This is a genomic window from Brevibacillus sp. HB1.2, assembly GCF_013332495.1.
GTDB lineage: Bacteria > Bacillota > Bacilli > Brevibacillales > Brevibacillaceae > Brevibacillus > Brevibacillus porteri.
Genome location: NZ_JABMIU010000001.1, coordinates 313,309 through 333,879 on the forward strand (window position 1 = coordinate 313,309; position 20,571 = coordinate 333,879).

The window sequence follows — 20,571 nt, forward strand, 5'->3', positions numbered from 1 at the left end:
GGTCTACTTTCTTCGGATCAACATCGGCGTGGTTCCCTCTTGGACAACCTCTCCTCGCTGATTGAGCATTTTGCGTTTGAAAAAGACGATTCCACGATCAGGCTTGCTCGTTTCTTCTTTTTCTACAATTTCGACTTCCAAATGGATGGTGTCGCCTATTTTGAGCGGTCCGAGAAATCGCCAGGATTGAATACCTAACAACGCAATCAGGGACGGGGCCATCCTTCTATTCAGCTCCGTCCTCGTAAACAATCCAGAGGAAACAGCCAATCCTAACAGACCATGAGCAACCCGTTCACCATAAATCGAGCTCTTGGCGTATTCCGCGTCCACATGGAGTGCGTTATAGTCCCCTGACAAACCAGCAAAATTAACCACATCTGCTTCCGTAATGGTTCGAGCAGGGGATGTAAAGCATGTTCCTACCTCAAAGTCTTCAAAATATAAGATTTGTTCTGACATATTCAACCGAATCGTCCTCCGGTCACATGCAGAATATCACCTGAAATATAGGAAGACTCGTCAGAAGCGAAAAACAAGACGGCGTTCGCTACATCCTCAGGTAAGCCAACTCGTGGAATCGGCGTGTCTCTTTTTTGCAGTTCCTTGATCTTTTCGTATTTGGGATGGCTTTTTAACGTCTCTGTTTCAATAAGACCAGGTGCAATCGCATTCACATTTATGTTGTGCTTTCCTAGCTCCTTGGCAAGTGATCGGGTTAAGCCAATGATTCCTGCTTTTGCGGAGGAGTAGTTTGCTTGGCCTGGATTCCCCAGGTAGGCGCGGGATGAAATATTGACAATCTTCCCGTATTGTTGCTCGATCATATATGGCGCAGCATATTTCGCGCAAAGGAAGGCACCTTTCAGACATACATCCAGTACTTGATTCCAATCATCCTCATGCATGTCTGTGATTTTCATATCCCGTACGATTCCTGCGTTGTTGATGAGTATGTCCACTCTGCCATACACCTGTACGGTCTTTTCGATTAACTTTTCAGTATCCTCGGATTTAGTTACATCCACTACCGAAGTGATGGCACGTCCCCCAGCCCGATTGATTTCGAAAGCAGTCTCTTCACAAAGTTGGCTATGAATATCTGCTACGGTAACCAGTGCTCCCTCCTGGGCGAATTTTTGGATGATCGATTTGCCAATTCCTTTTCCTGCGCCAGTGACGATAGCTACTTTCCCTTGAAATCTCATTTAGTTCCTCCATTTCTACTGAAAGCTTTGATCGCCTTGGAGCAAGCGTCTGGCAATCGTACGCTTTTGAATTTCCGTCGTACCGTCAGGAATTCGCAAGGTTCTCGCCCATCTCCATACTTTTTCCAGCTTCATCTCATTCGTTAAGCCCATGCCGCCGTGGATTTGCATGCACCGATCGACGACGTTTTGCACCATTTCTGTGCAATAAGCTTTGATCATCGAGATTTCCTTAAGCGGGAGCTTTTCTTGATTTTCCATTTTCCAAGCGCAGTGAAGCAGCATATTTCGAGCCGCATAGATCTCCATCGCGCAATCTGCAAGCATGATTTGGATCGCCTGATGGTTCCCAATCGTGACGCCAAACGTCTTTCGTTCATTGGCGTATTGGATCGCTTTGTCCAACGCCCATTGTGCTGCACCCACACATAATGCTGCCATGACGATCCTTCCGAGATCAACGCCGTGCAAGGCTTTGCCGAACCCTTGATGCAAATCCCCGATAATAAACTTTTCATGTACTCTCGCATTTTCCATGGAGATGATGCCTATGCGAGAGCCTAAGTGTCCCATATACGGAATAGATGAGGTAGCTACACATGTTTTTCCATCAAACGGGACAAGGAAGCAGGTAATTCCACCCTTTCTTTTTTCCACCAATTCCGGATCAGTCACAGCGAAAATAATCGCGTATTTGGCGTAATGCGCATTCGTAATCCACTGCTTCGTACCATTCAGAATCCAGTAGTCACCATCCTTCACCGCTTTCGTTTTGATTGCCCATACATCTGAGCCTGCGTCTGGTTCACTCAGACCAAAGCATAAGGTAGCCTCACCTTTTGCGATACTGGGTAAAAGCTCTGCCTTGGTATCAGGGTGCATGCCCAACAGCACTGGTGTCAGTCCCCCCGTAAACAGACCAGCAGGGAAAATCTCCATGACTAGTGGGTCTAGCCCGTATTTTTTCAAGATGGCTTCATGAATCAACGCAACAGCAATAGGTCCAAATTCATCTCCCGTTCCCCCCAGCTCAGGATCACCAAACATCGTGTAAAATCCAGCTTCTGCTGATTTTAAGCGAACTTGTTGCAACGCTTCTTGTATCCCAGGTGAATACAAGCCGTTTTCGTCGTAAAAATATCTTTCATTTTCCAGCTCTTTTTGATATTTCTTGCGAAGCGGTTCAATTTCTACTTCAACGAATCGATAAATCGCGGAGATTACCTCTTTGTTTTCTTCAGAAACCTGAAAGCTGATCATGATTGATATCCTCCCCTGTTATCCTTTTCTAACTTCAAACTGGGCACTAACCTTTACTTCTCCTCCTTCATTGACAGCTTCTGCTTCACATAGCCAACGATCTTCCTTTTCAGCTACTACGGAGCCTTTAACGATGATTTTTTCTCCTGGTCGCGTCATGCCTCGAAACCGAACGGAGAACTTCAGGAGATCATCTGCATGAAACCACGTATGGATGGCTTGCCCGACAAAGCCCATGACCATCATGCCGTGTGCGATGACGCCACCAAGCCCTACTTCTTCGGCAACGGGCACTACCGTATGAATAGGATTGAAATCACCTGAGGCCCCGGCATATCGTACGAGTTGGCTATGTGTGATTTCCTCTTTATAAAGCGGTTCGAATGGTTTACCGATCATGTTCATTCACCCCCTAGTGCCTTTCGATGATGGTCGAGCGTCCAACGACGACGGTTTCACCATGTTGATTGACGAACTCTTTTTTGATGACAACGAAGGTCATGGCCGCTTTTGTGTATACGTCCTCCACTTCTCCATAAACAGTTATGTCATCCCCGATTCTGATTTTGTCTCGGTACTCATATTCCTGTCCTCCATGGAGAAGTTTTTCAATTTTCAGACCCAAAATCTTCGAAATGGACTTTTGCGTACCCCAAAATTCGATGATAGTAGGAAAAGTTGGGGGAATGAACCCGTCCTCTACGTCAACGGACTGATTATTATCGAGTGCGCATAATAGCTCCCTGACTTTGCATCGCTCCACTTTATAAGTAAAGGGTTCTAGCTTGATCCCAACTCGATCGTCTTTTTGTTTGTTCATGAGTCTCCTCCCGCTCTAACTTCTTCGTCCACCAAAACTCTGCGGAGAATTTTCCCGACAGCCGATTTTGGCAGCTCATCTCGAAATTGGATGACGCGCGGTACTTTATAACGAGCCAGCCTTTGATGACACCACTCGAGAATCTCCTCTTCCGTGACATCTGGATACTTCCGTACGATGACCGCTTTTACCGTTTCTCCTCGGTATTCGTCTGGTATGCCGAAAACGCAAGCCTCGCTGACTGCCTCATGCTGGTAAAGTACTTCTTCAATTTCCGAGGGATATACGTTGTAGCCGCTTGCGATGATCATCTCTTTTTTTCGTCCCACAATCGAAAAGAAGCCATCTTCCCCCATCGTTGCCAAGTCACCCGTGAAGAGCCATCCGTCCTTCAATACAGCCGCTGTTTCCTGTGGATTTCGCCAATATCCCTTCATGATGCTTGGCGCTTTGACAATCAATTCCCCGGTTTCGCCTGGGGGCAATTCGTGCTTGCCTGTTACTACATCCACGATCTTTGCATCACACTCTGGGAGCGGAATGCCAATCGTCCCTACTCGTATGGCGCCTGCAGTCGGTGTGCCATGTGTGACCAGACCCTCTGACAAACCATACCCTTCTATGATGTTCAGTCCGGTTTTTCGCTTGAATTGCTGCGCCACCTCGATTGGCAATGGCGCTGTTCCGGATTGGCACAGTTTGAAGCTGGATAGGTCATCTTTTTTCAAGTCTGGATGTTGCAGCAGCGCAACATAGAGGGTAGGCATGCCCGGAAAAATGGTCGGGCGATACTGACGGATGACTTCTAATGCTTGATCGACTTTGAAACGACGCACAATGATATACGTGCCCGCTAACATCATGATTCTGTTCAAGGTCACGATGCCAAATATATGAAACAAAGGTGCAATACCTAACAATCTTTCGCCGGGGATTTGCAATTGCTTTGAAATGACAGGAAAGTTCTGAAAAACATTGCTGATCAGATTGGCGTGAGTGAGCATGACACCCTTTGAGCGACCAGTCGTTCCACCTGTATATTGCAGAAGTGCTACATCTTCACTTGGCGCAATCTCCACATTTGTTGCGTCTGCGTGGTTTTCCGAAATCCATTGGTAGAAGGTTCCGCTCTCATCGGATAGAGTGTCAACTTGAAGGAAGGTGATCGATTCAGCCATTCCGGTTTGCTCCAGTTTGTCTCCTTGCACGCCCTCGCTCACGAACAAAATCGCACCGGAATCTTCTAGGATGTGCTTCAGTTCGTGAGTCGTATACATCGGATTTACCTGTACCACGATTCCGCCCAATCGGAGTATAGCGAATAAGGAAATCACATACTCGACGCTGTTGGGTAGCATGATGGCTAGTCGATCTCCCTTTTGAAAACCCCGGTGCTGGAGGGCTGCTGCCAGCCGATCCACGACCTCTTTCAATTGGGAGTAGGTAAACGTTTTTCCTCCGTCTATTACTGCTTTTTCATCGGGATATTGACTTGCCGTCCGCTTGAAAAATTCATACAAGGAGATGGACGGAATTTCCACGAGGGGGGAAACTCCGTCTGGATAAAACGCATGCCAGGGTCGAATCTCAGCTTCCTTCATGCTAACTTCTCCTCCTAAAGCGATTTTCAGGTGGTTAAGTCTAACAGTTTTTTGCCTACAACCCGAGATTTTTCGCGATAATGTTTTTCATAATTTCTGTCGTACCACCGTAGATCGGCATGACAGCGACATCTCGATAGCGGCGGGCAATAGAGTACTCTTCCATGAAGCCGTAGCCGCCATGAAGCTGTAGGCATCGGGCGGACATACGCCGCGCCATTTCGGTAATCGACCACTTTGCCATGGAGACTTGCGTCGTTACATTTTCGCCCTTCATATGCCGGTTTGTCAGATCATCGAGAAAGGTCTGTGCCATGGTGACTTCGGTCGCCATTTCGGCAATTTCGAACTGAGTGTTTTGAAAGGAACTGATCGGTTTTCCGAAAGCATGTCTTTCCTTTACATAAGCCATCGTCGACTTTAGCATTTCTTCGGCAACAGCCAAAGCCCCGATTGCAATCATGATCCGCTCTTGTTGCAGCTTATCCATCAAATAGTAAAAGCCCTTGCCTTCCTCACCAAGCAGATTGGATACAGGGACACGTGCCTCCTCGAAGATCAGCTCTGCCGTATCAGTAGAATGCTGCCCCAATTTCTTCAATTTGCGACCGCGAGAAAAACCAGGTGTATCGTCCTCAACCAAGAGGATGCTGATCCCCTTGTGAGCAGGAGTGGCAGTTGGGTCTGTCTTGACGCAAATGAAGAACAGCCCTGCATTGAATCCATTGGAGATGAACGTTTTTTGCCCATGCATGATGTAGTGGTCTCCATCTCGCACGGCTGTTGTCCGCATTCCCGCCAAGTCGGAGCCGATGCCTGGTTCCGTCATGCCGATCGCTGTCGTAATCTCGCCAGATACGCATTTGGGCAAGTACTTTTTCTTCTGCTCCTCGGTACCATAGCGTTCCAAATAGGGAACGATGATCGAACTGCTCATACTTGCTAAGCCGCCTACTCCAACCCGACTCAATTCTTCGGCCAGAACCATATTAAAGCCAAAATCGAGTCCAAGTCCGCCGTACTCAGGAGCAACTTGCGGGCAGAGGAATCCTTGTTCGCCCATTTTTTGATAAAACTCGCGTGGAGTGAATTGCTCTTCCTCCCATTTCTCAATATTCGGTACGGCTTCCTTTTCCAAAAACTTGCGAAGAGAAGTGCGAAACATTTCATGCTCTTGCGTGAGAAAAGGTCGATTTCTTTTGAATAAATCGAACGTCGCTGGTTTCGATGCTGGAATGGTTTGAGACATGAATCATCCCTCCGATTTGTATGGATTAGCCGAAACGATACATCGTAACGACACAAGCTCCGCCAAGGCCCAAGTTATGTTGGAGAGCGACGCGGGCCCCTTCTACCTGCCGTTTGTCTGCCTGACCTCGCAACTGCCAGACCAGCTCTGTGCATTGTGCGAGACCGGTTGCTCCCAGCGGATGACCTTTTGACATTAAACCACCAGATGGATTGACAACGTAGGTTCCCCCGTATGTGTTATTGCCATCGTGGATGAACTTCTCGGCCCCGCCTTCTTCACACAAGCCCAAGCCTTCATAAGTGATGACCTCATTGGGAGTGAAGCAATCGTGTAGCTCTACCACGTTGACCTCATCCGGACCGATCCCGGCCATTTCATAGACTTGTTCCGCTGCACGTCGGGTCATATCAGCACCAACTAGATTGAGGATAGATTCATGTGTAACATCGGTATCTGTTGTGAGCGCCTGACCCACAATTTCTACGGCATTCGTAATCCCGTGCTTGATCGCGAAGGCTTCACTGCATACAATCGCTGCCGCTGCTCCGCAGGTTGGAGGGCAAGCCATCAGACGTGTCAAATGAGGCATTAAGGCTGGGGCGTTCCATACCTCTTCCACCGTCAGCGGCTTATGAAAAAGAGAATACGGATTTTGAATCGCGTGACTTCTCGTTTTCACGGATACTTTGGCAAAAATGTCTGGGTTAGCTCCGTACTTTTCAAGGTATTCCTTTCCTGCTGAACCAAAAATCTTGATCGCATTCGAAGCGGAATCCGGCACGTCTGGCCACAGCCCTTTTAAGCGATTTTGTGTCCAGCCTAACGGAGGAGTCCGATCTGTCCAGACACTTGCCAATGCGCCTGGCTTCATTTCTTCAAAACCAACTGCCAGTGCGCAATCTACCATACCCGATTCAACTGCTTGCCTCGCCAAAAATAGCGCAGTAGAACCAGAAGAGCAGTTATTGTTGACGTTAATGATCGGAATTCCTGTCATCCCGACCATATACAAAGCTCGTTGACCACATGTACTGTCTCCATATACATAGCTCGCATAAGCTTGTTGGATGTCCGAATAGTGAATGCCCGCATCTTCCAATGCGCCTTTGACCGCTTTGGATGCCATCACCTCATACGGTTCATGCGAGCCAGGCTTTGTAAACGGTACCATATTTACACCGATGACTTTTGTTTTTCGACTCATGCCTCTTCCCCCTTTGGACGATCACTAACCATTTCACATTTCACAACTATTAGGTTTAGCAAATGTCGTGCCAACACGTTTTTTCGCCAATGATCGACTCTGTCAAAGCCTCTTCGTTCATTGTGTATGTGCTAAATACAAAAATAATGATAGAACTGTATAAAATCCATACACTTTCAATACGCAAAAACCTCGTTTTCTTTAAGCGTTGCAATTTGTTCGTCGGTATAACCCAGAGATTTCAGTACGGGAATCGAATGCTCACCGAGCTTGCTTCCGATATGCTTATATTCTGGTTGGGCGGCGGAAAATTTGATCGGAAAACCAAATTGTCGCTGTGTGGTTCCGTCCGGCTTCGGTACATCCACAATCATCTCACGTGCTTTCAATTGCGGATGCTCGCACGCTTCTGCAAATGTAAGTACGGGTTCAACACACGCTTCTATCTCCTGAAAAATGGCTGTCCATTCCGCGAAGGTTTTCGCTCGAAATGCGTTACGAACGTAATTTTTAAAAGCTTGGACATCGTCTGGAGATTCACTGAAAGACAATGGCAACAGATCCGCGCCACCTATCGCTTCGCATAGCAGCTTACGGAATTGAGGTTCGAGACTGCCTACAGAAAAATACCGTCCATCTTTTGTTTCATAGTAGTCGTAAAAGATCCCGCCGTTTAACCGCATGACCTCTGCCTGAGGCTCTACTCCGCACGCAAGATAACCAGCTCCATGAATCGTATTCAGTACGAATGCAGCATCCGTCATGCTGACGTCAATGTATTGACCTTCGCCCGTCCGCTCGCGATGCAACAAAGCAGCCAGCATCCCAATCACGGAGTGGAGCGAACCACCCGCAATATCTGCGATATGAAAACCATGCGGAGACGGAGGCGAGCCTTTTCTCCGGGAGTACTCATTGATTCCTGCAATGGACAAGTAGTTGTTGTCATGCCCAGGTCGATTATGGTACGGACCAGTCTGACCATATCCGGTGATCGAACAGTAGATCAGTCGCGGATTAATCGCTCGCAGTGCCTCAAATCCAAGGCCAAGTCGTTCCATGACCCCTGGACGGAACTGCTCAAGGACAATGTCGTATTCTTTCACGAGTTCTTTTACGATATCTACCGCTTCTTGTTTTTTGAGGTCAAGCGCGATGGAAGATTTCGAGCGATTCAAGTAGCCATGTGCTGCCGTTACACCCCCATCTACTTGCTTGCCTTGCCTGATACTGTCCAGTCGGGTAAACGATTCTACGCGAAGCACTTCTGCTCCTAGATCTGCTAGCATCATCGTTGCAAAAGGTCCCGGCAGCAAAGTTGAGAAATCGAGAACTTTATAGCCACGCAACAAGCTCATTTTTTCACCTCATTCAAATTGGTAGATAAAAGCTTAAAGGTAGCACTCGCTATCGCCAGCAGTTTGCCTGTACTGTTTCGTACCTCTCCTTCACCTGTGGCAAGGCTTTTGCCTATATGGCGAATTTTTGCTGTTCCAACAACGAGATCACCCTCTTTGGCAGAGGCCAAATAATGAATGTTTAAATTGACCGTTACCAGGCTGTACTCCGTCTGAGATCGGATTGTCAAACCCATCACGTGGTCGAGTAAGCTCGCTATGACACCTCCGTGCAACAAATTATCGGCGTTCAACAATTCGGATGTAATTGGCAGCTCGACTACCACATGTCCTTCTTCCCTATGCGTAATTTGAATGCCGAGATGTCGTTCAAATCCTGCTTGTATCCGTTTTGGAGGTTCCGTAATGGACATACTCTCACCTCGTTTTGCTGTTGCACTATGACACTGTTGGTTTATCTGAATTGCAAATGCCGTGCCAAAGAAACCTTCCGTTCTTATTTGAATGAAATGCATGCGATATAAATTTTATGCGCAAGTAAATCGTACACATCTAGAACAGTTGTACAAAATCTATACACATCAACACTGGACGACCAAAGTAAAAACCCTTGATTTCTCAAGGGTTAACTCGCTGAGCTTTTATTCAGGTGTCACAATAGCGGGAAATGGATCAAATTCGTCCAATAATGCTATAAACGCATTGATTGGAGTCGAGTCACCGGATACTTCTATTTTTCCGGTTGCCATGGCTTGATTGAGTGCAAGTCGACCAAGCATCAATGCAAAGAAGGTCATTCGATCCGTACCTATCGTAACGTCTGGATGTGCGTCCAGCTTATTTAGCTTGTTCACGAGAACGGAATTTTCCAGGTACATGGCAAAGGATAGGTCTGCATCTATGATCGTTACATTCATCGTAAACTTTTTGCCTTCTGCTTTCGGACCGTTGAGTTTCACAGCTAGCAGTGTTAAGAAATCCGAAATGGGCATGTAGGTAATGATTCCTGATACATCAGTTGGAGAATTGTCCTTATTTACCCCATTGCGCAGCTCAGCGGCTCCTACCAAATACATGTTTCGCCAGTTCGCGGATTCCGCTTGATAGCCCAATTGTTCAAACGCATTGGCCAGCAAATTTTTGGCTTCAGTATGAGTGGGATCAGCCATGACCACATGCTTTACTACTTGCGCGACCCAACGATACTCGCCTTTTTCATAATCAGCCTTTGCCTGCTGCAAAATGTTACTTGCGCCACCCATGTACTGCACATATTTCTCGGCAGCTTCCACCTGTGGTAGCGGATCTAGATCAGAAGGATGCGCGCTATAATAGCCGAGATAAAAGTTGTAGATTCCTTTTACGTTATGCTTTAGCGTTCCATAGTACCCTCGATTTCCCCAGTATTTATCCAGTGTGTCTGGAAGCTTGATCGTTTCTGCTATTTCATCCATCGTATAACCATGATTGGCTAAACGCACCGTTTGATCGTGCATATATTTATACAGATCGCGTTGCATTTTTAGATGGGCAATGGCGTTTTCTTTGCCCCATACAGGCCAAGCGTGGATCATCAACAGGGCATCCACCTCTTCTGCCTCAAACAAGTCAATCGTCTTATCCAGGGCGTTTGCCCATAGCAAAGCATCTCGTGTTTTTGCTCCTCTTACGGTGTAGATTTGATGCATGGATTTATTGGCATTTTCCGAGACAAACAAGGCTTTGTAATCGCGGATATAGAAATGCATTTCTGCAGGTGCTTCTGTATGGGGTGTTAATAAAAATTCGAAGGTCATTCCGTCGATTTCCATGGTCTGCGTCTCGTTTACGATATCAACCGTAGGCAGCGCAAAGCTGAACTTACCCGAATTGGTCACGGGGCCAATCCCTACAGAAACCGTTCCTGTAGCGTTGACCGGTAGATTTTTCCCGAATTGAAACCCTGCACGACGAGCCATGATCGTACCAAGCAGTACATTTTCGCTCAACGCTTCTTTTGTAAAATGTTGTGGTGCGATAATGGGGATTTCGGGATTTTTCGCATACTGAAGTGCTGCTTCGGTACCAGCAAAATGGTCTCCATGACTTTGGCTGATAATAATCGCGGTAACCGGTTTTTTAGGTCGATACTGATAATATAACTCCATCGCGGCTTGCATGGATTCTACACCGGCTAACGTATCGACAACAATGACTCCCTCTTTTCCTTCGATGAAAAAGGTCGTGACGATGGATTGTCCACGTATTTGATAAACGCCCTCTACTACCTTGAACAACCCTGTAATCGCATGTAACTGCGAATTTCTCCACAAGCTAGGATTGACTGTATCGGGTGCAGGCTGATCAAGGAATCCGAGCTTTTCGATGTCCCAAACAACTTTTCCAGCCTCATTTTTTATGACTTTTGCTTCTATGGGGGCGAGGAAACCTCTATTAGCATCCTCGAAATCTTGCTTGTCTTCAAAAGGGAGAGAGGCATAAACATCCTCCTGTGCTTTTTTCGTAAAAGACGTGGCAGGTAATGACTGATTGACTTTCAAATCTGCCATTTATATACCTCCAGAATGTTTATTTTTTGAATTTTCATTGGATATTTTGTCCATGAGCTCCTAGTTGTATGCATTTGGTAAAAGCAGCAAGACCATCACTACGGCAAGAGCGATGGCCCGTAAAGTGCGGCGCTTCATCCTAAAATTTGTTAATTACTGTAACTCCTACACCGGAATACGTATTCATTTCTTCGAATGATGCATTTATCTCTTCCAAGGAGATTGTTTTCGTTACCAATCTCCCGGGTGAAAGGCGCCCGCTTTCTACTAAGCGAAGCATCGTTGAAAATTCAGGCAAAGGCATGCCGATCGATCCAATAATCTGCGCTTCTTGCCGGAGTAAAAAGTTAATAGGGACGGAAGTAAGACCTCCATTCGGATTCGAACTCATACCAATCTGGACATGTCTTCCTCGCTTCGTGAGACTCAGGAGAGCATTCAAAAACGTTTCCTGGATACCGAGCGCTTCAATGGAGACGTTCGCACCGCCCTTTGTTATTTCCCGCACAGCCTCTGGCGCGTTCACTTGCTTGCTATTTACGACAGCCACTGCTCCCAGCTCTTTCGCAAAGGCCAGTTTATCATCCGCGATGTCCACCGCAATGACATTCGCTCCTGAAGCAGCAGCAATTTGAACAGCAGATAGTCCTACACCACCAGCGCCATACACGGCTACCCACTCACCAGGACGCACATTTCCTTGCGTGATGACTCCATGGTAGGCAGTCATGAAGCGACATCCCATTGCACTTGCTTCAACAAAATCAATGTTTTCAGGTAAATGCATGAGGTTTTGGTCTGCCTCTCCGATATGAATATACTGCGCAAACCCGCCATTCAAATCGAAGCCGACCAATTTGAGGTTATCGCATACATTGTGGTGACCTGCGACGCAATGCGGACATACCCCATCGCCGATATGAAATGGCACAATCACTCGATCACCTTTTTTGAAATTGCGTATGTTTTTTCCGACCTCTTCCACCACTCCACTCATCTCGTGCCCTAAAATATGCGGAAAGGATTGAATCATACTCATATGTCCTGTCCACCCATGCCAGTCACTCCGGCATACGCCTGTTGCTTCTAATTTAATGATGACCCCATCCGGAGTCAGTGTCGGATCGGCGATTTCCCTTACGACCAAAGGCTCGTTAAACGCTTCTAAAACAGCAACTCTCATGTGCATACACCTCCCATTTCTATTGATCAGATATTTTGCTTGTTCCGTTCTTCTTCTACCAATTTGCTACGCAGGATTTTACCTACATGCGTTTTTGGAAGCGCTTCCCTAAATTCGATCAAGCGAGGAACCTTATATCTGGTCAGGCGTTCTCTGCACCAGCTCTGAATATCTTCTTCCGTCACATTTGCTTGTCTACCGAGAACAATGACGGCCTTAATCGTCTCGCCACGATATAGATCAGGAACACCGTAGACGCACGCCTCCAACACGGCCGGATGCTGGTAAATCACTTCTTCTACTTCTACCGGGTATACATTAAAGCCGCCCGTGATGATCATATCTTTCTTTCGTCCTACAATATAGAAATAACCCTCACTGTCCATGGTCCCGATATCACCTGTATACAGCCAGCCATCACGTATGGTACGCTCTGTCTCTTGTTGATTCTTCCAGTATCCTTTCATGACCTGTGGGCCTTTTACAATCAGTTCCCCTGATTCTCCCATCGGCATCTCTTTTGTTCCGGTAACTGTGTCTACAATTTTTGCATCTGAATTGGGAAGCGGTAGACCAACACTCCCTACTTTTCGTTGCCCAATCAGTGGATTGCGCATCACTGCACATGTCGCTTCCGAAAGGCCATAACCCTCGATAATCGGAACGCCTGTTTTTTGTTCAAAATTTTTCATCACTTCAACAGGCAAAGGAGCTGAACCGCCTATACACATTTGAAAACACAAAAGGTCATCTTTCTGCAAGTCCGGGTGGTTTAAGATCGCAATATACATCGTAGGCGAACCAGTAAAATAGGTAGGCCGATGCTTGCGGATCAACTCCAGAATACGATTCATCTCAAATTTTGCGACAGGAACGTACTTCGCCCCCATTTTGACAAATTGAACGAAGCTGAACAGCCCCATACCGTGGTAGAGTGGACTAATTCCTAGCTGACAATGACCAGCTTTACTTAATACGGACTTATTTGTTTCGTATGATTGATAGAGATTCGCTATCATATTTGTGTGTGTGATCATGACGCCTTTTGATCTGCCGGTGGTTCCTCCTGTATACGTTAGGACAGCAAGCTCTTCAGGTTGTACATCCTTTTCCGGCAGGTCGGGACTCTCATGAAGAATCCAATGATGCAGATTGTCTTCCTCAAAAATCTCCCGATCTGCTGCGATGAATGTCACTTGATCAGCTAATCCGGTTTTCTTCAGCTTCTCTTTCTGTTCTCGAAAGGCTATGACCCCTGTCGCTTCTGAATCTTTGAGCAGATGTTCCAACTCGGCAGGCTGAAAATTCGGGTTGACCTGAACAACCACTCCCCCTAAACGCTGAATAGCAAAAAAGGATAGCCCATATTCCATGCTGTTTGGAACCATGATTCCGATGCGATCACCCTTTCGATAACCGCGTCGATAAAGGGCAGAAGCAATTCGTTCACACGCTTCCTTTAGTTGTAAATAGGTGATTTCTCTCTCGCTGTCAGAGATTGCGATATTAGAAGAATGTAGACGAGCCGTTCGTTCTAGCACATCATAAATGGTTATGGATGGAATCTCTACTTCGTGCGAAACTTCTTGAGGATAAAATGCGAGCCAAGGTTTATTCAAGCCACTCACCCCTCGAAAAGAACGTAATCATGCAGATCCGATTATTTCAATCTTTTCATCAACGTCTCTAGCTTTCCTTTATAGGGAGCACGTGCAAATTCCTCCATCGGATTGCTTCCCACTGGTGCTTGGAAGAGAACACCGCGTTCGTGCGAAAATTCCTTGAATCCAAAAACACCCGTATATCGTCCAATCCCGCTCTCATTGATTCCGCCAAAAGGAAGATTCGGTTCCGCCATATGCCGCATGACATCATTCACGGTTGCTCCTCCAGAAGTTGTTCTGGCTAGCAGATTGTCCACAAAACGTTGATGATCACTGAAGATGTACAAAGCTAAAGGCTTGGGCTTTGAATCCATATACTCGATCACTTCATCCAAATCGGTATACGTCAGGACTGGCATAATCGGTCCAAATATTTCTTCTTGCATGATTTTCGCTTCTAGAGGGACGTCCGTTACGAGTGTTGGGTGAATTCTTCCATCTTCAATCGTACCACCAAATCGTACTTTCGCCCCTCTGGAGACAGCATCCTCCAACAAATCTTGCAAACGCTGCAAATTACGTTCATTAATAATTTTGGCCATATCTGTTTGGGTAAGCTGTCCATTTTCAAAATAGCTACGTTGGACATACGCTTCAACATGCTGTACAAATTCTTCAAGTTGATGCTCTTTGACAAAAACATAGTCTGGAGCAAGGCAAATTTGTCCTGCATTCGCAAATTTGCCAAATGCGATGCGAGGAGTCATTTTCTCTAAATCAACATGCTCGTCGACAATCACAGGGCATTTGCCGCCCAGCTCCAACGTTACGGATGCCAGATGTTTAGCAGCTGCCTGCATGACATGCTTGCCAATCGAAGTACTCCCGGTAAAGAAGATATGGTGAAATGGAAGGGCTAGCAAAGCTTCTGAAACATCCACTCCCCCTTCAAAGATGGCAACCTCAGATTCCTCGAACACCTCGCGAACGATTTTCGACGCAAGTCGGCTGGTTGCTGGCGCCATTTCAGAAGGCTTCAAGATACATACATTCCCTGCCCCAATCGCAGGAATTAACGGAAGAAACAGCAAGTAAAATGGAAAATTCCACGCAGAGAAAATCAGGCACTGTCCTTTTGGCTCCCAAATAATTTTCGCAGTTGCTCCCATGCTTTGTGTAGCGACTTCGACAGGCTGCATCCAGTGTTCCAAGCTGGAGATAAAACGATCAATCTCATGAATGACACCGAGCACTTCTGTTGTGACGGCCTCAAAAGAAGGCTTCTCCAAATCTTGTTGAAGCGCTTGTAAAATAGCAGGAGTTTGCGTACGAATGATTGTTTTTAGTTTCTGTAATTTTTGTATACGTTCTGCGGCACTGGTTCTTTTGACAACATGCTGATGTTTCTTTTGTAACTCGAATATTTGTTGAATATGATCCGTACCATCAACCATCAAGAAAGCCCTCCGATCATTCGTTCACGCATTTTCATCATCAAAATGTCGATCTTGGTGAGGAATTTTTCCGACAGTTCCTGGGATTATGATACGAGAACTTTCTTCAATTCTTCTGTCAGCAGTGGAACGACTTCAAACAAGTCTCCAACTATTCCGTAGTCGGCAATTTGAAAGATCGGTGCTTCCGGGTCTTTGTTAATGGCCACGATAATTTTTGAGTTCGACATTCCCGCCAAGTGTTGAATAGCCCCTGAGATGCCGCACGCAATATACAGATCGGGTGTCACTACTTTTCCTGTTTGTCCGATCTGCAAGGAGTAATCGCAGTAATCAGCGTCGCAAGCTCCACGGGACGCTCCCACTGCACCGCCAAGTGCCTGAGCCAATTCTTGCAGGGGTTGAAAGCCTTCCGCGCTTTTCACACCGCGTCCACCAGCGACGATGATTTTGGCTTCGCTGAGATCGATACCGCTTGCTGTTTTTCGCACGACTTCTTTGATGATGGTACGAAGATCAGTGATTTCTGACTGAAAATCTACGATCGCGGTTTGCACAGCTGTCTCTATGATTTCAAAATTATTGGGACGCAGGGTTGCGAACACCATTCCTTCTTGGAAGTTCTTTTTTTGAAACGCTTTCCCCGCATAGATCGGACGAACAAACGTGATTTGCTCTCCGTTTGTCTCTACAGCTGTACAATCTGAAATGAGTCCCGCTCTGCATTTGGCTGCTACTCTTGGTGAGATATCTTTTCCCAATGAAGTATGACCGACCAAGACGACATCTGGCTGCACTTCATGAATGAGTTGCGTAAATGCTTGGCTATACACCTCGGTAGTGCCAGTAGATAGCGCTTGGGTTTTCGTTACATACAAGGTATTGGCTCCGTATTTGCTGACATCCTGCACATACGCTTCCGCATTCGGCGAGAACAACGCCGCGATGACTTCTCCCCCTGCCGCGACCTGATTCGCAACAGTTAATGCCTCGAGAGATACATTCCGTAATTTTCCATCCTTTACTTCGGTAAGCACCAGAACCTTTTTGCTCATGGTTAATCCTCTCCTTTTTTCTTTAGATGACCTTCGCTTCTGTACGCAGCAGTTGTGCCAATTCGATTACCTGTTCCTTGATTTCTCCGTTCAATAGGCGACCTGCTTGCTTCTTGGCAGGCAAATACTGCTCGACAATCGTTGTGCGGGCCTTTCTCTTATCGTTTGCAAGAGCCAAATCTTCCAGAGTCAAACGCTCCATTGGCTTTTTCTTCGCTTTCATAATGCCTGGCAAAGACGGGTAGCGCGGCTCGTTTAACCCTTGCTGAGCTGTTGCCAAGAGTGGAAGACCGACTTCGATGATCTCTATATCGCCTTCTACGTCTCTTTCGACGGTTGCTTTGTCGCCATCGATTGTAAGCTTCGTAATCGTAGATACGTGTGGGATACCTAATGCCTCTGCAACCCGAATCGCAACCTGTCCTCCCCCGGTATCTACTGACATATTGCCCCCGAGAATCAAATCGAATGATTGATCCTTAATCGCTGCCGTAATCAAACTAGCAATGGTGTATTCATCCGCTTCGTTTTCACCTGGATCGACGAGTATCGCTTTATCTGCTCCCATCGCAAGTGCGGTTCGAAGAGCACCCTCCGCACGCTCTGGGCCAACGGTGATCACGGTGACCTCTGCTCCGTTTTCTTCCTTGAGCTTGACTGCTTCCTCGACAGCATACTCGTCATAAGGATTCACGATAAACTCGATGCCTTCTTCATTGATCTGACCGTTCTGTATCACGATTTTTTCTTCTGTATCAAAGGTTTGTTTCAACAAGACTAAAATGTTCATCTGTATTCTCCTCCAGACTTCGTTTTATTTTCGATTATTTTGGCTGCATACGCAGTGCACCATCTAAACGGATGACTTCCCCGTTTAACATCGGGTTTTCGATAATGCTTTGAACGAGATGGGCAAATTCATTCGGCTGACCCAACCGCTGAGGAAACGGCACCATAGCGCTTAGTGCTTGCTTAACATGCTCGGGAGCCCTGCCTAGCATCGGCGTCTCAAAAAGACCTGGCGCGATCGTAACGACACGAATGCCAAGCGAGGATAGATCCCTTGCAATGGGAAGCGTCATCCCAACCACTCCGCCTTTTGACGCACTGTAGGCAGCCTGACCCATTTGTCCTTCAAAGGCAGCAGCAGATGCCGTATTGACGATAACCCCTCTTTCCCCTTGCTCGTTCGGTTCGTTCTCGCTGATTTTCGCTGCCGCTAAACGAATGACATTGAAGGTTCCGATCAAGTTGACCTGAATAATTTTGGTAAAAAGTACAAGATCGAATGGACCATTTTTTCCATACGTTTTTTGTGAACCGCCGATACCTGCGCAGTTAACGGCCGCTGTTATTTTACCGAATTTTTCAACCGCTTGGTCTAATGCTGACCTGACATCCGCTTCTTCGACGACGTTTGTATTTACATAAAGAACCTGGTCGCCTAGTGCTTCTGCGAGCTGGGTTCCCTTCTCATCATTGACATCCATCACGAGTGCTTTTCCACCATGCGCTACGATATTTTTCACGGTAGCCTCTCCCAGACCTGAAGCACCGCCGGTAACTACTACCACACTGTTTTTGAAATCCATTGCCCTTCTCTCCTCTATTGTCTAGTTCCCTTGAAATTGCGGGCTCCTTTTTTCTAAAAACGCTTGTACGCCTTCTTTTACGTCTTCTTTCAAGAACAAATCTTGGAATAACTCAGCCTCTAGCTTGAGTGCCTGCTGAAAAGGTAGCTCCATCCCTTCATCCACTGCTTTTTTTATATGCTGAAGAGCAGAAGGCGAGTTTTGGCAAATTTTTTGTGCAAGAGTCAGCGCTGCTGCCAGTCCCTCGCCAGTGGGTACGACACGATTGACCAAGCCAATCCGCATGGCTTCATCTGCGGTAATATGCTCACCTGTAAACAACAATTCTTTTGCTTTCGCCTCTCCAATCAGGCGCGGTAAACGCTGTGTACCGCCTGCCCCGGGGAGCAGCCCAAGCTTCACTTCTGGCACCCCAATAAATGCGTGCTGTTCCGCAATGCGCAGATCACATGTCAAGGCAAGCTCGCAGCCACCTCCCAGTGCGTATCCATTTATAACAGCAATCGTCAGTTTCGGAGAATAATCAATGCTGTTAAAAAAGTTGTGATTCTCCATAAATTGAGGAAGCAAATTTGGATTTCCGATTCGTTTTGGCAGCTCTTTGATATCGGCTCCCGCCACAAATACTTTTTGCCCAGCTCCTGTCAAAATGATTGCCAGCACGTCGGCGCTAGCATGGAGCTCAGCGAATATGACTCGCAATCCTTCTTTGACCCCAGCACTCAATGCGTTCATCGGTGGATTGTCGATGCTGACAATCGCGATTTTCTCCCGTTTTTCAACATTGACCAGACTCATCGCTGTCTCTCCTTCCCTGTCGATTTTGTTTTGTAAAAAGAGAAAGCACAGGTCATGCCAACACCAAAAAAGTAGTTCCTTATACAAAATCAACACGAAAAATATCGGATTGTTTGATTTTCAAACAGGTAATTCAACGCAATTATCTTGTTTTCAGACACCTACACAGACTCCACTTGAAGCGGAATATCTTTGGACGGTTGATCCGGCCTGACAAACACCAAAAAGAGAATCCCCGTTACAATGAAGAGTCCCACGATGACGTAAAGCGAGTAATGAAATCCGAGCACAAAGTTATTGCCCGCTGCTTGCACTAAGATTCCTGTTATGAGCGGAGCCACGATGGAGGCTATATTGGTAATAAACGAATAGATACTTGTCATGAAACCAGCTCGTTCAGGCATGAGCTTAATCAGTATTTGCGGTCCAACTGCAGCAATGCTGTAACTCGATGTTTTTGCTAAACACAAAGCAACAAATATCCAGATAAAAGAATCAAATACCGGCATAAAGGCGAGCGATAGTCCACCAATAAGCGTGACGATCCCTGAAACCAGAACCCGCGATTTGAAATCGCTCTTAGACTTCTTATAAAGATGATCGGAAAAGGATGATAGTACCAATACCATGACTGTAGCTGCAACACCGCTTCCAGCGACGGCATAAGCCATGTTCATCGCCTCTAAGTGCAGCACTTTTGTCAAGTACAGTGGAAGCCAAATAAGCAACCAAGTGGATAGCCAAAAAGCAGAGAACGCCAATGCAAGGGTGAGAAAACATGCTGGATTGCGCAACACGGGAGAAATATCTGCCCATCTCAATTTTTTCACCTTGGATAGAGCCATTTGATTACTCGGGTGATTCTTGTTTTTTCGATCAACAAACAACCAGATGAAAGCCAAAACCAGACTCACTACACCTAAGAGTGCAAAGGTCAAACGCCAGCCATACTTTTCTATCATCGCGACAAGGATGGGCGCTGAAATAATTCCGCCAACACTGGCACCAGAGACGATGACTGCAAAGGCTATTCCTCGTTTTTCGGGAGGAAACCATTTGGCAGCATGGCTCATCACAACCGGCCCAAATGGCCCTTCAAACGCCCCCAACAATAACCGATACAAGATCAGCATCGGCAAGGTCATGATGGCATAGGAGCCAAACTGCAGAACGGTCCAAGCAAGCAATAGAACTACGATCATTTTCGAAGTGCCAATCCGATCTGACCATGTCCCTCCAAGTAAAGCTGCGATCGCAAATAACCAGTAAAAACTGCTCCCGACCATCCCCCATTGGGCACTATTTAAGCCAAGCTCCTTCATCAAAGGGTCTGCTGCATACCCAATGATCGCCTTATCCGCATAGTTAATGACGTAGGCAAAAAACATGAGTGCTAGAACTATCCATCTCATCCCAAAACTCCCCTCCTTCGTAGTAAAAATGATAATTAGACGCAAAATTCAGAAAAAGCAAGTGTTATGCCAATCACACATGAGTCTTTTCTTATTCTTCCTTACCGTTTGGATAGATGTTGTTATGTATGGCGACTAAACACCCCTTACAGACAAATGTAAAAAATACAGACACGTAGCCATAAAAAAATGACTTCCGTTTCATCCAGAAGTCATCCATG

Annotated in this window: 19 protein-coding genes; all 19 read right to left on the reverse strand. The window is 46.5% G+C overall.

Annotated elements, in window-relative coordinates:
* Window positions 1-3 precede the first annotated feature (3 nt).
* The 19 genes from HPY28_RS01300 to HPY28_RS01390 all read right to left on the reverse strand — a co-directional run bounded on the left by HPY28_RS01300 (window position 4) and on the right by HPY28_RS01390 (window position 20,350).
* Entirely contained in the window at window positions 4-462 is a 459-nt protein-coding gene (locus HPY28_RS01300) for a MaoC family dehydratase (protein WP_035291153.1), read from the reverse strand.
* Window positions 463-464: 2 nt separating this feature from the next.
* Complete coding sequence (locus HPY28_RS01305) at window positions 465-1,208, reverse strand: SDR family NAD(P)-dependent oxidoreductase (protein ID WP_017248424.1); 744 nt, start codon at window positions 1,206-1,208, stop codon at window positions 465-467.
* 15 nt (window positions 1,209-1,223) lie between these two features.
* Window positions 1,224-2,468: an acyl-CoA dehydrogenase family protein gene (locus tag HPY28_RS01310; protein WP_174229934.1), complete on the reverse strand. Its 1,245-nt coding sequence runs from the start codon at window positions 2,466-2,468 to the stop codon at window positions 1,224-1,226.
* 18 nt (window positions 2,469-2,486) lie between these two features.
* Complete coding sequence (locus HPY28_RS01315) at window positions 2,487-2,867, reverse strand: MaoC/PaaZ C-terminal domain-containing protein (protein WP_173621768.1); 381 nt, start codon at window positions 2,865-2,867, stop codon at window positions 2,487-2,489.
* 13 nt (window positions 2,868-2,880) lie between these two features.
* Window positions 2,881-3,288 carry an FAS1-like dehydratase domain-containing protein gene (locus HPY28_RS01320; protein ID WP_174229935.1) on the reverse strand — a complete coding sequence of 136 codons (408 nt, stop codon included), beginning with the start codon at window positions 3,286-3,288 and terminating at the stop codon, window positions 2,881-2,883.
* Complete coding sequence (locus tag HPY28_RS01325; RefSeq protein WP_174229936.1) at window positions 3,285-4,889, reverse strand: long-chain-fatty-acid--CoA ligase; 1,605 nt, start codon at window positions 4,887-4,889, stop codon at window positions 3,285-3,287. The genes HPY28_RS01320 and HPY28_RS01325 overlap by 4 nt, the downstream gene beginning before the upstream one ends.
* A 55-nt stretch (window positions 4,890-4,944) precedes the next feature.
* The gene (locus tag HPY28_RS01330) at window positions 4,945-6,138 is read right to left on the reverse strand and encodes an acyl-CoA dehydrogenase family protein (RefSeq protein WP_174229937.1); all 1,194 of its coding nucleotides are present in this window, start codon (window positions 6,136-6,138) and stop codon (window positions 4,945-4,947) included.
* Window positions 6,139-6,163: 25 nt separating this feature from the next.
* Window positions 6,164-7,345, reverse strand: a complete 1,182-nt coding sequence (locus HPY28_RS01335) for a lipid-transfer protein (protein WP_174229938.1) — start codon at window positions 7,343-7,345, stop codon at window positions 6,164-6,166.
* Window positions 7,346-7,521: 176 nt separating this feature from the next.
* Complete coding sequence (locus HPY28_RS01340) at window positions 7,522-8,703, reverse strand: CaiB/BaiF CoA transferase family protein (RefSeq protein ID WP_174229939.1); 1,182 nt, start codon at window positions 8,701-8,703, stop codon at window positions 7,522-7,524.
* Complete coding sequence (locus HPY28_RS01345) at window positions 8,700-9,116, reverse strand: PaaI family thioesterase (protein ID WP_174229940.1); 417 nt, start codon at window positions 9,114-9,116, stop codon at window positions 8,700-8,702. Before HPY28_RS01345 ends, HPY28_RS01340 begins: the two co-directional genes overlap by 4 nt.
* Before the next feature lie 228 nt (window positions 9,117-9,344).
* Window positions 9,345-11,252 (reverse strand): alkyl/aryl-sulfatase, encoded by a 1,908-nt coding sequence (locus tag HPY28_RS01350; RefSeq protein ID WP_174229941.1) that lies wholly within the window; start codon window positions 11,250-11,252, stop codon window positions 9,345-9,347.
* A gap of 139 nt (window positions 11,253-11,391) precedes the next feature.
* Window positions 11,392-12,435, reverse strand: a complete 1,044-nt coding sequence (locus HPY28_RS01355) for a zinc-dependent alcohol dehydrogenase family protein (RefSeq protein WP_174229942.1) — start codon at window positions 12,433-12,435, stop codon at window positions 11,392-11,394.
* Between the two features lie 26 nt (window positions 12,436-12,461).
* Entirely contained in the window at window positions 12,462-14,063 is a 1,602-nt protein-coding gene (locus HPY28_RS01360; RefSeq protein ID WP_174229943.1) for a long-chain-fatty-acid--CoA ligase, read from the reverse strand.
* A 32-nt stretch (window positions 14,064-14,095) separates the two neighbouring features.
* The gene (locus HPY28_RS01365; protein WP_174229944.1) at window positions 14,096-15,493 is read right to left on the reverse strand and encodes an aldehyde dehydrogenase family protein; all 1,398 of its coding nucleotides are present in this window, start codon (window positions 15,491-15,493) and stop codon (window positions 14,096-14,098) included.
* Window positions 15,494-15,579: 86 nt separating this feature from the next.
* Window positions 15,580-16,548, reverse strand: a complete 969-nt coding sequence (locus tag HPY28_RS01370; RefSeq protein ID WP_174229945.1) for an electron transfer flavoprotein subunit alpha/FixB family protein — start codon at window positions 16,546-16,548, stop codon at window positions 15,580-15,582.
* A gap of 22 nt (window positions 16,549-16,570) precedes the next feature.
* Window positions 16,571-17,338, reverse strand: a complete 768-nt coding sequence (locus HPY28_RS01375; RefSeq protein ID WP_174229946.1) for an electron transfer flavoprotein subunit beta/FixA family protein — start codon at window positions 17,336-17,338, stop codon at window positions 16,571-16,573.
* A gap of 34 nt (window positions 17,339-17,372) precedes the next feature.
* Window positions 17,373-18,140, reverse strand: a complete 768-nt coding sequence (locus HPY28_RS01380; RefSeq protein ID WP_174229947.1) for a 3-hydroxyacyl-CoA dehydrogenase — start codon at window positions 18,138-18,140, stop codon at window positions 17,373-17,375.
* Between the two features lie 21 nt (window positions 18,141-18,161).
* Window positions 18,162-18,938 carry an enoyl-CoA hydratase/isomerase family protein gene (locus tag HPY28_RS01385; protein ID WP_174229948.1) on the reverse strand — a complete coding sequence of 259 codons (777 nt, stop codon included), beginning with the start codon at window positions 18,936-18,938 and terminating at the stop codon, window positions 18,162-18,164.
* 161 nt (window positions 18,939-19,099) lie between these two features.
* A complete protein-coding gene (locus tag HPY28_RS01390) occupies window positions 19,100-20,350 on the reverse strand; it encodes an MFS transporter (protein ID WP_173621756.1) in 1,251 nt (416 codons plus the stop codon).
* Window positions 20,351-20,571: the final 221 nt, after the last annotated feature.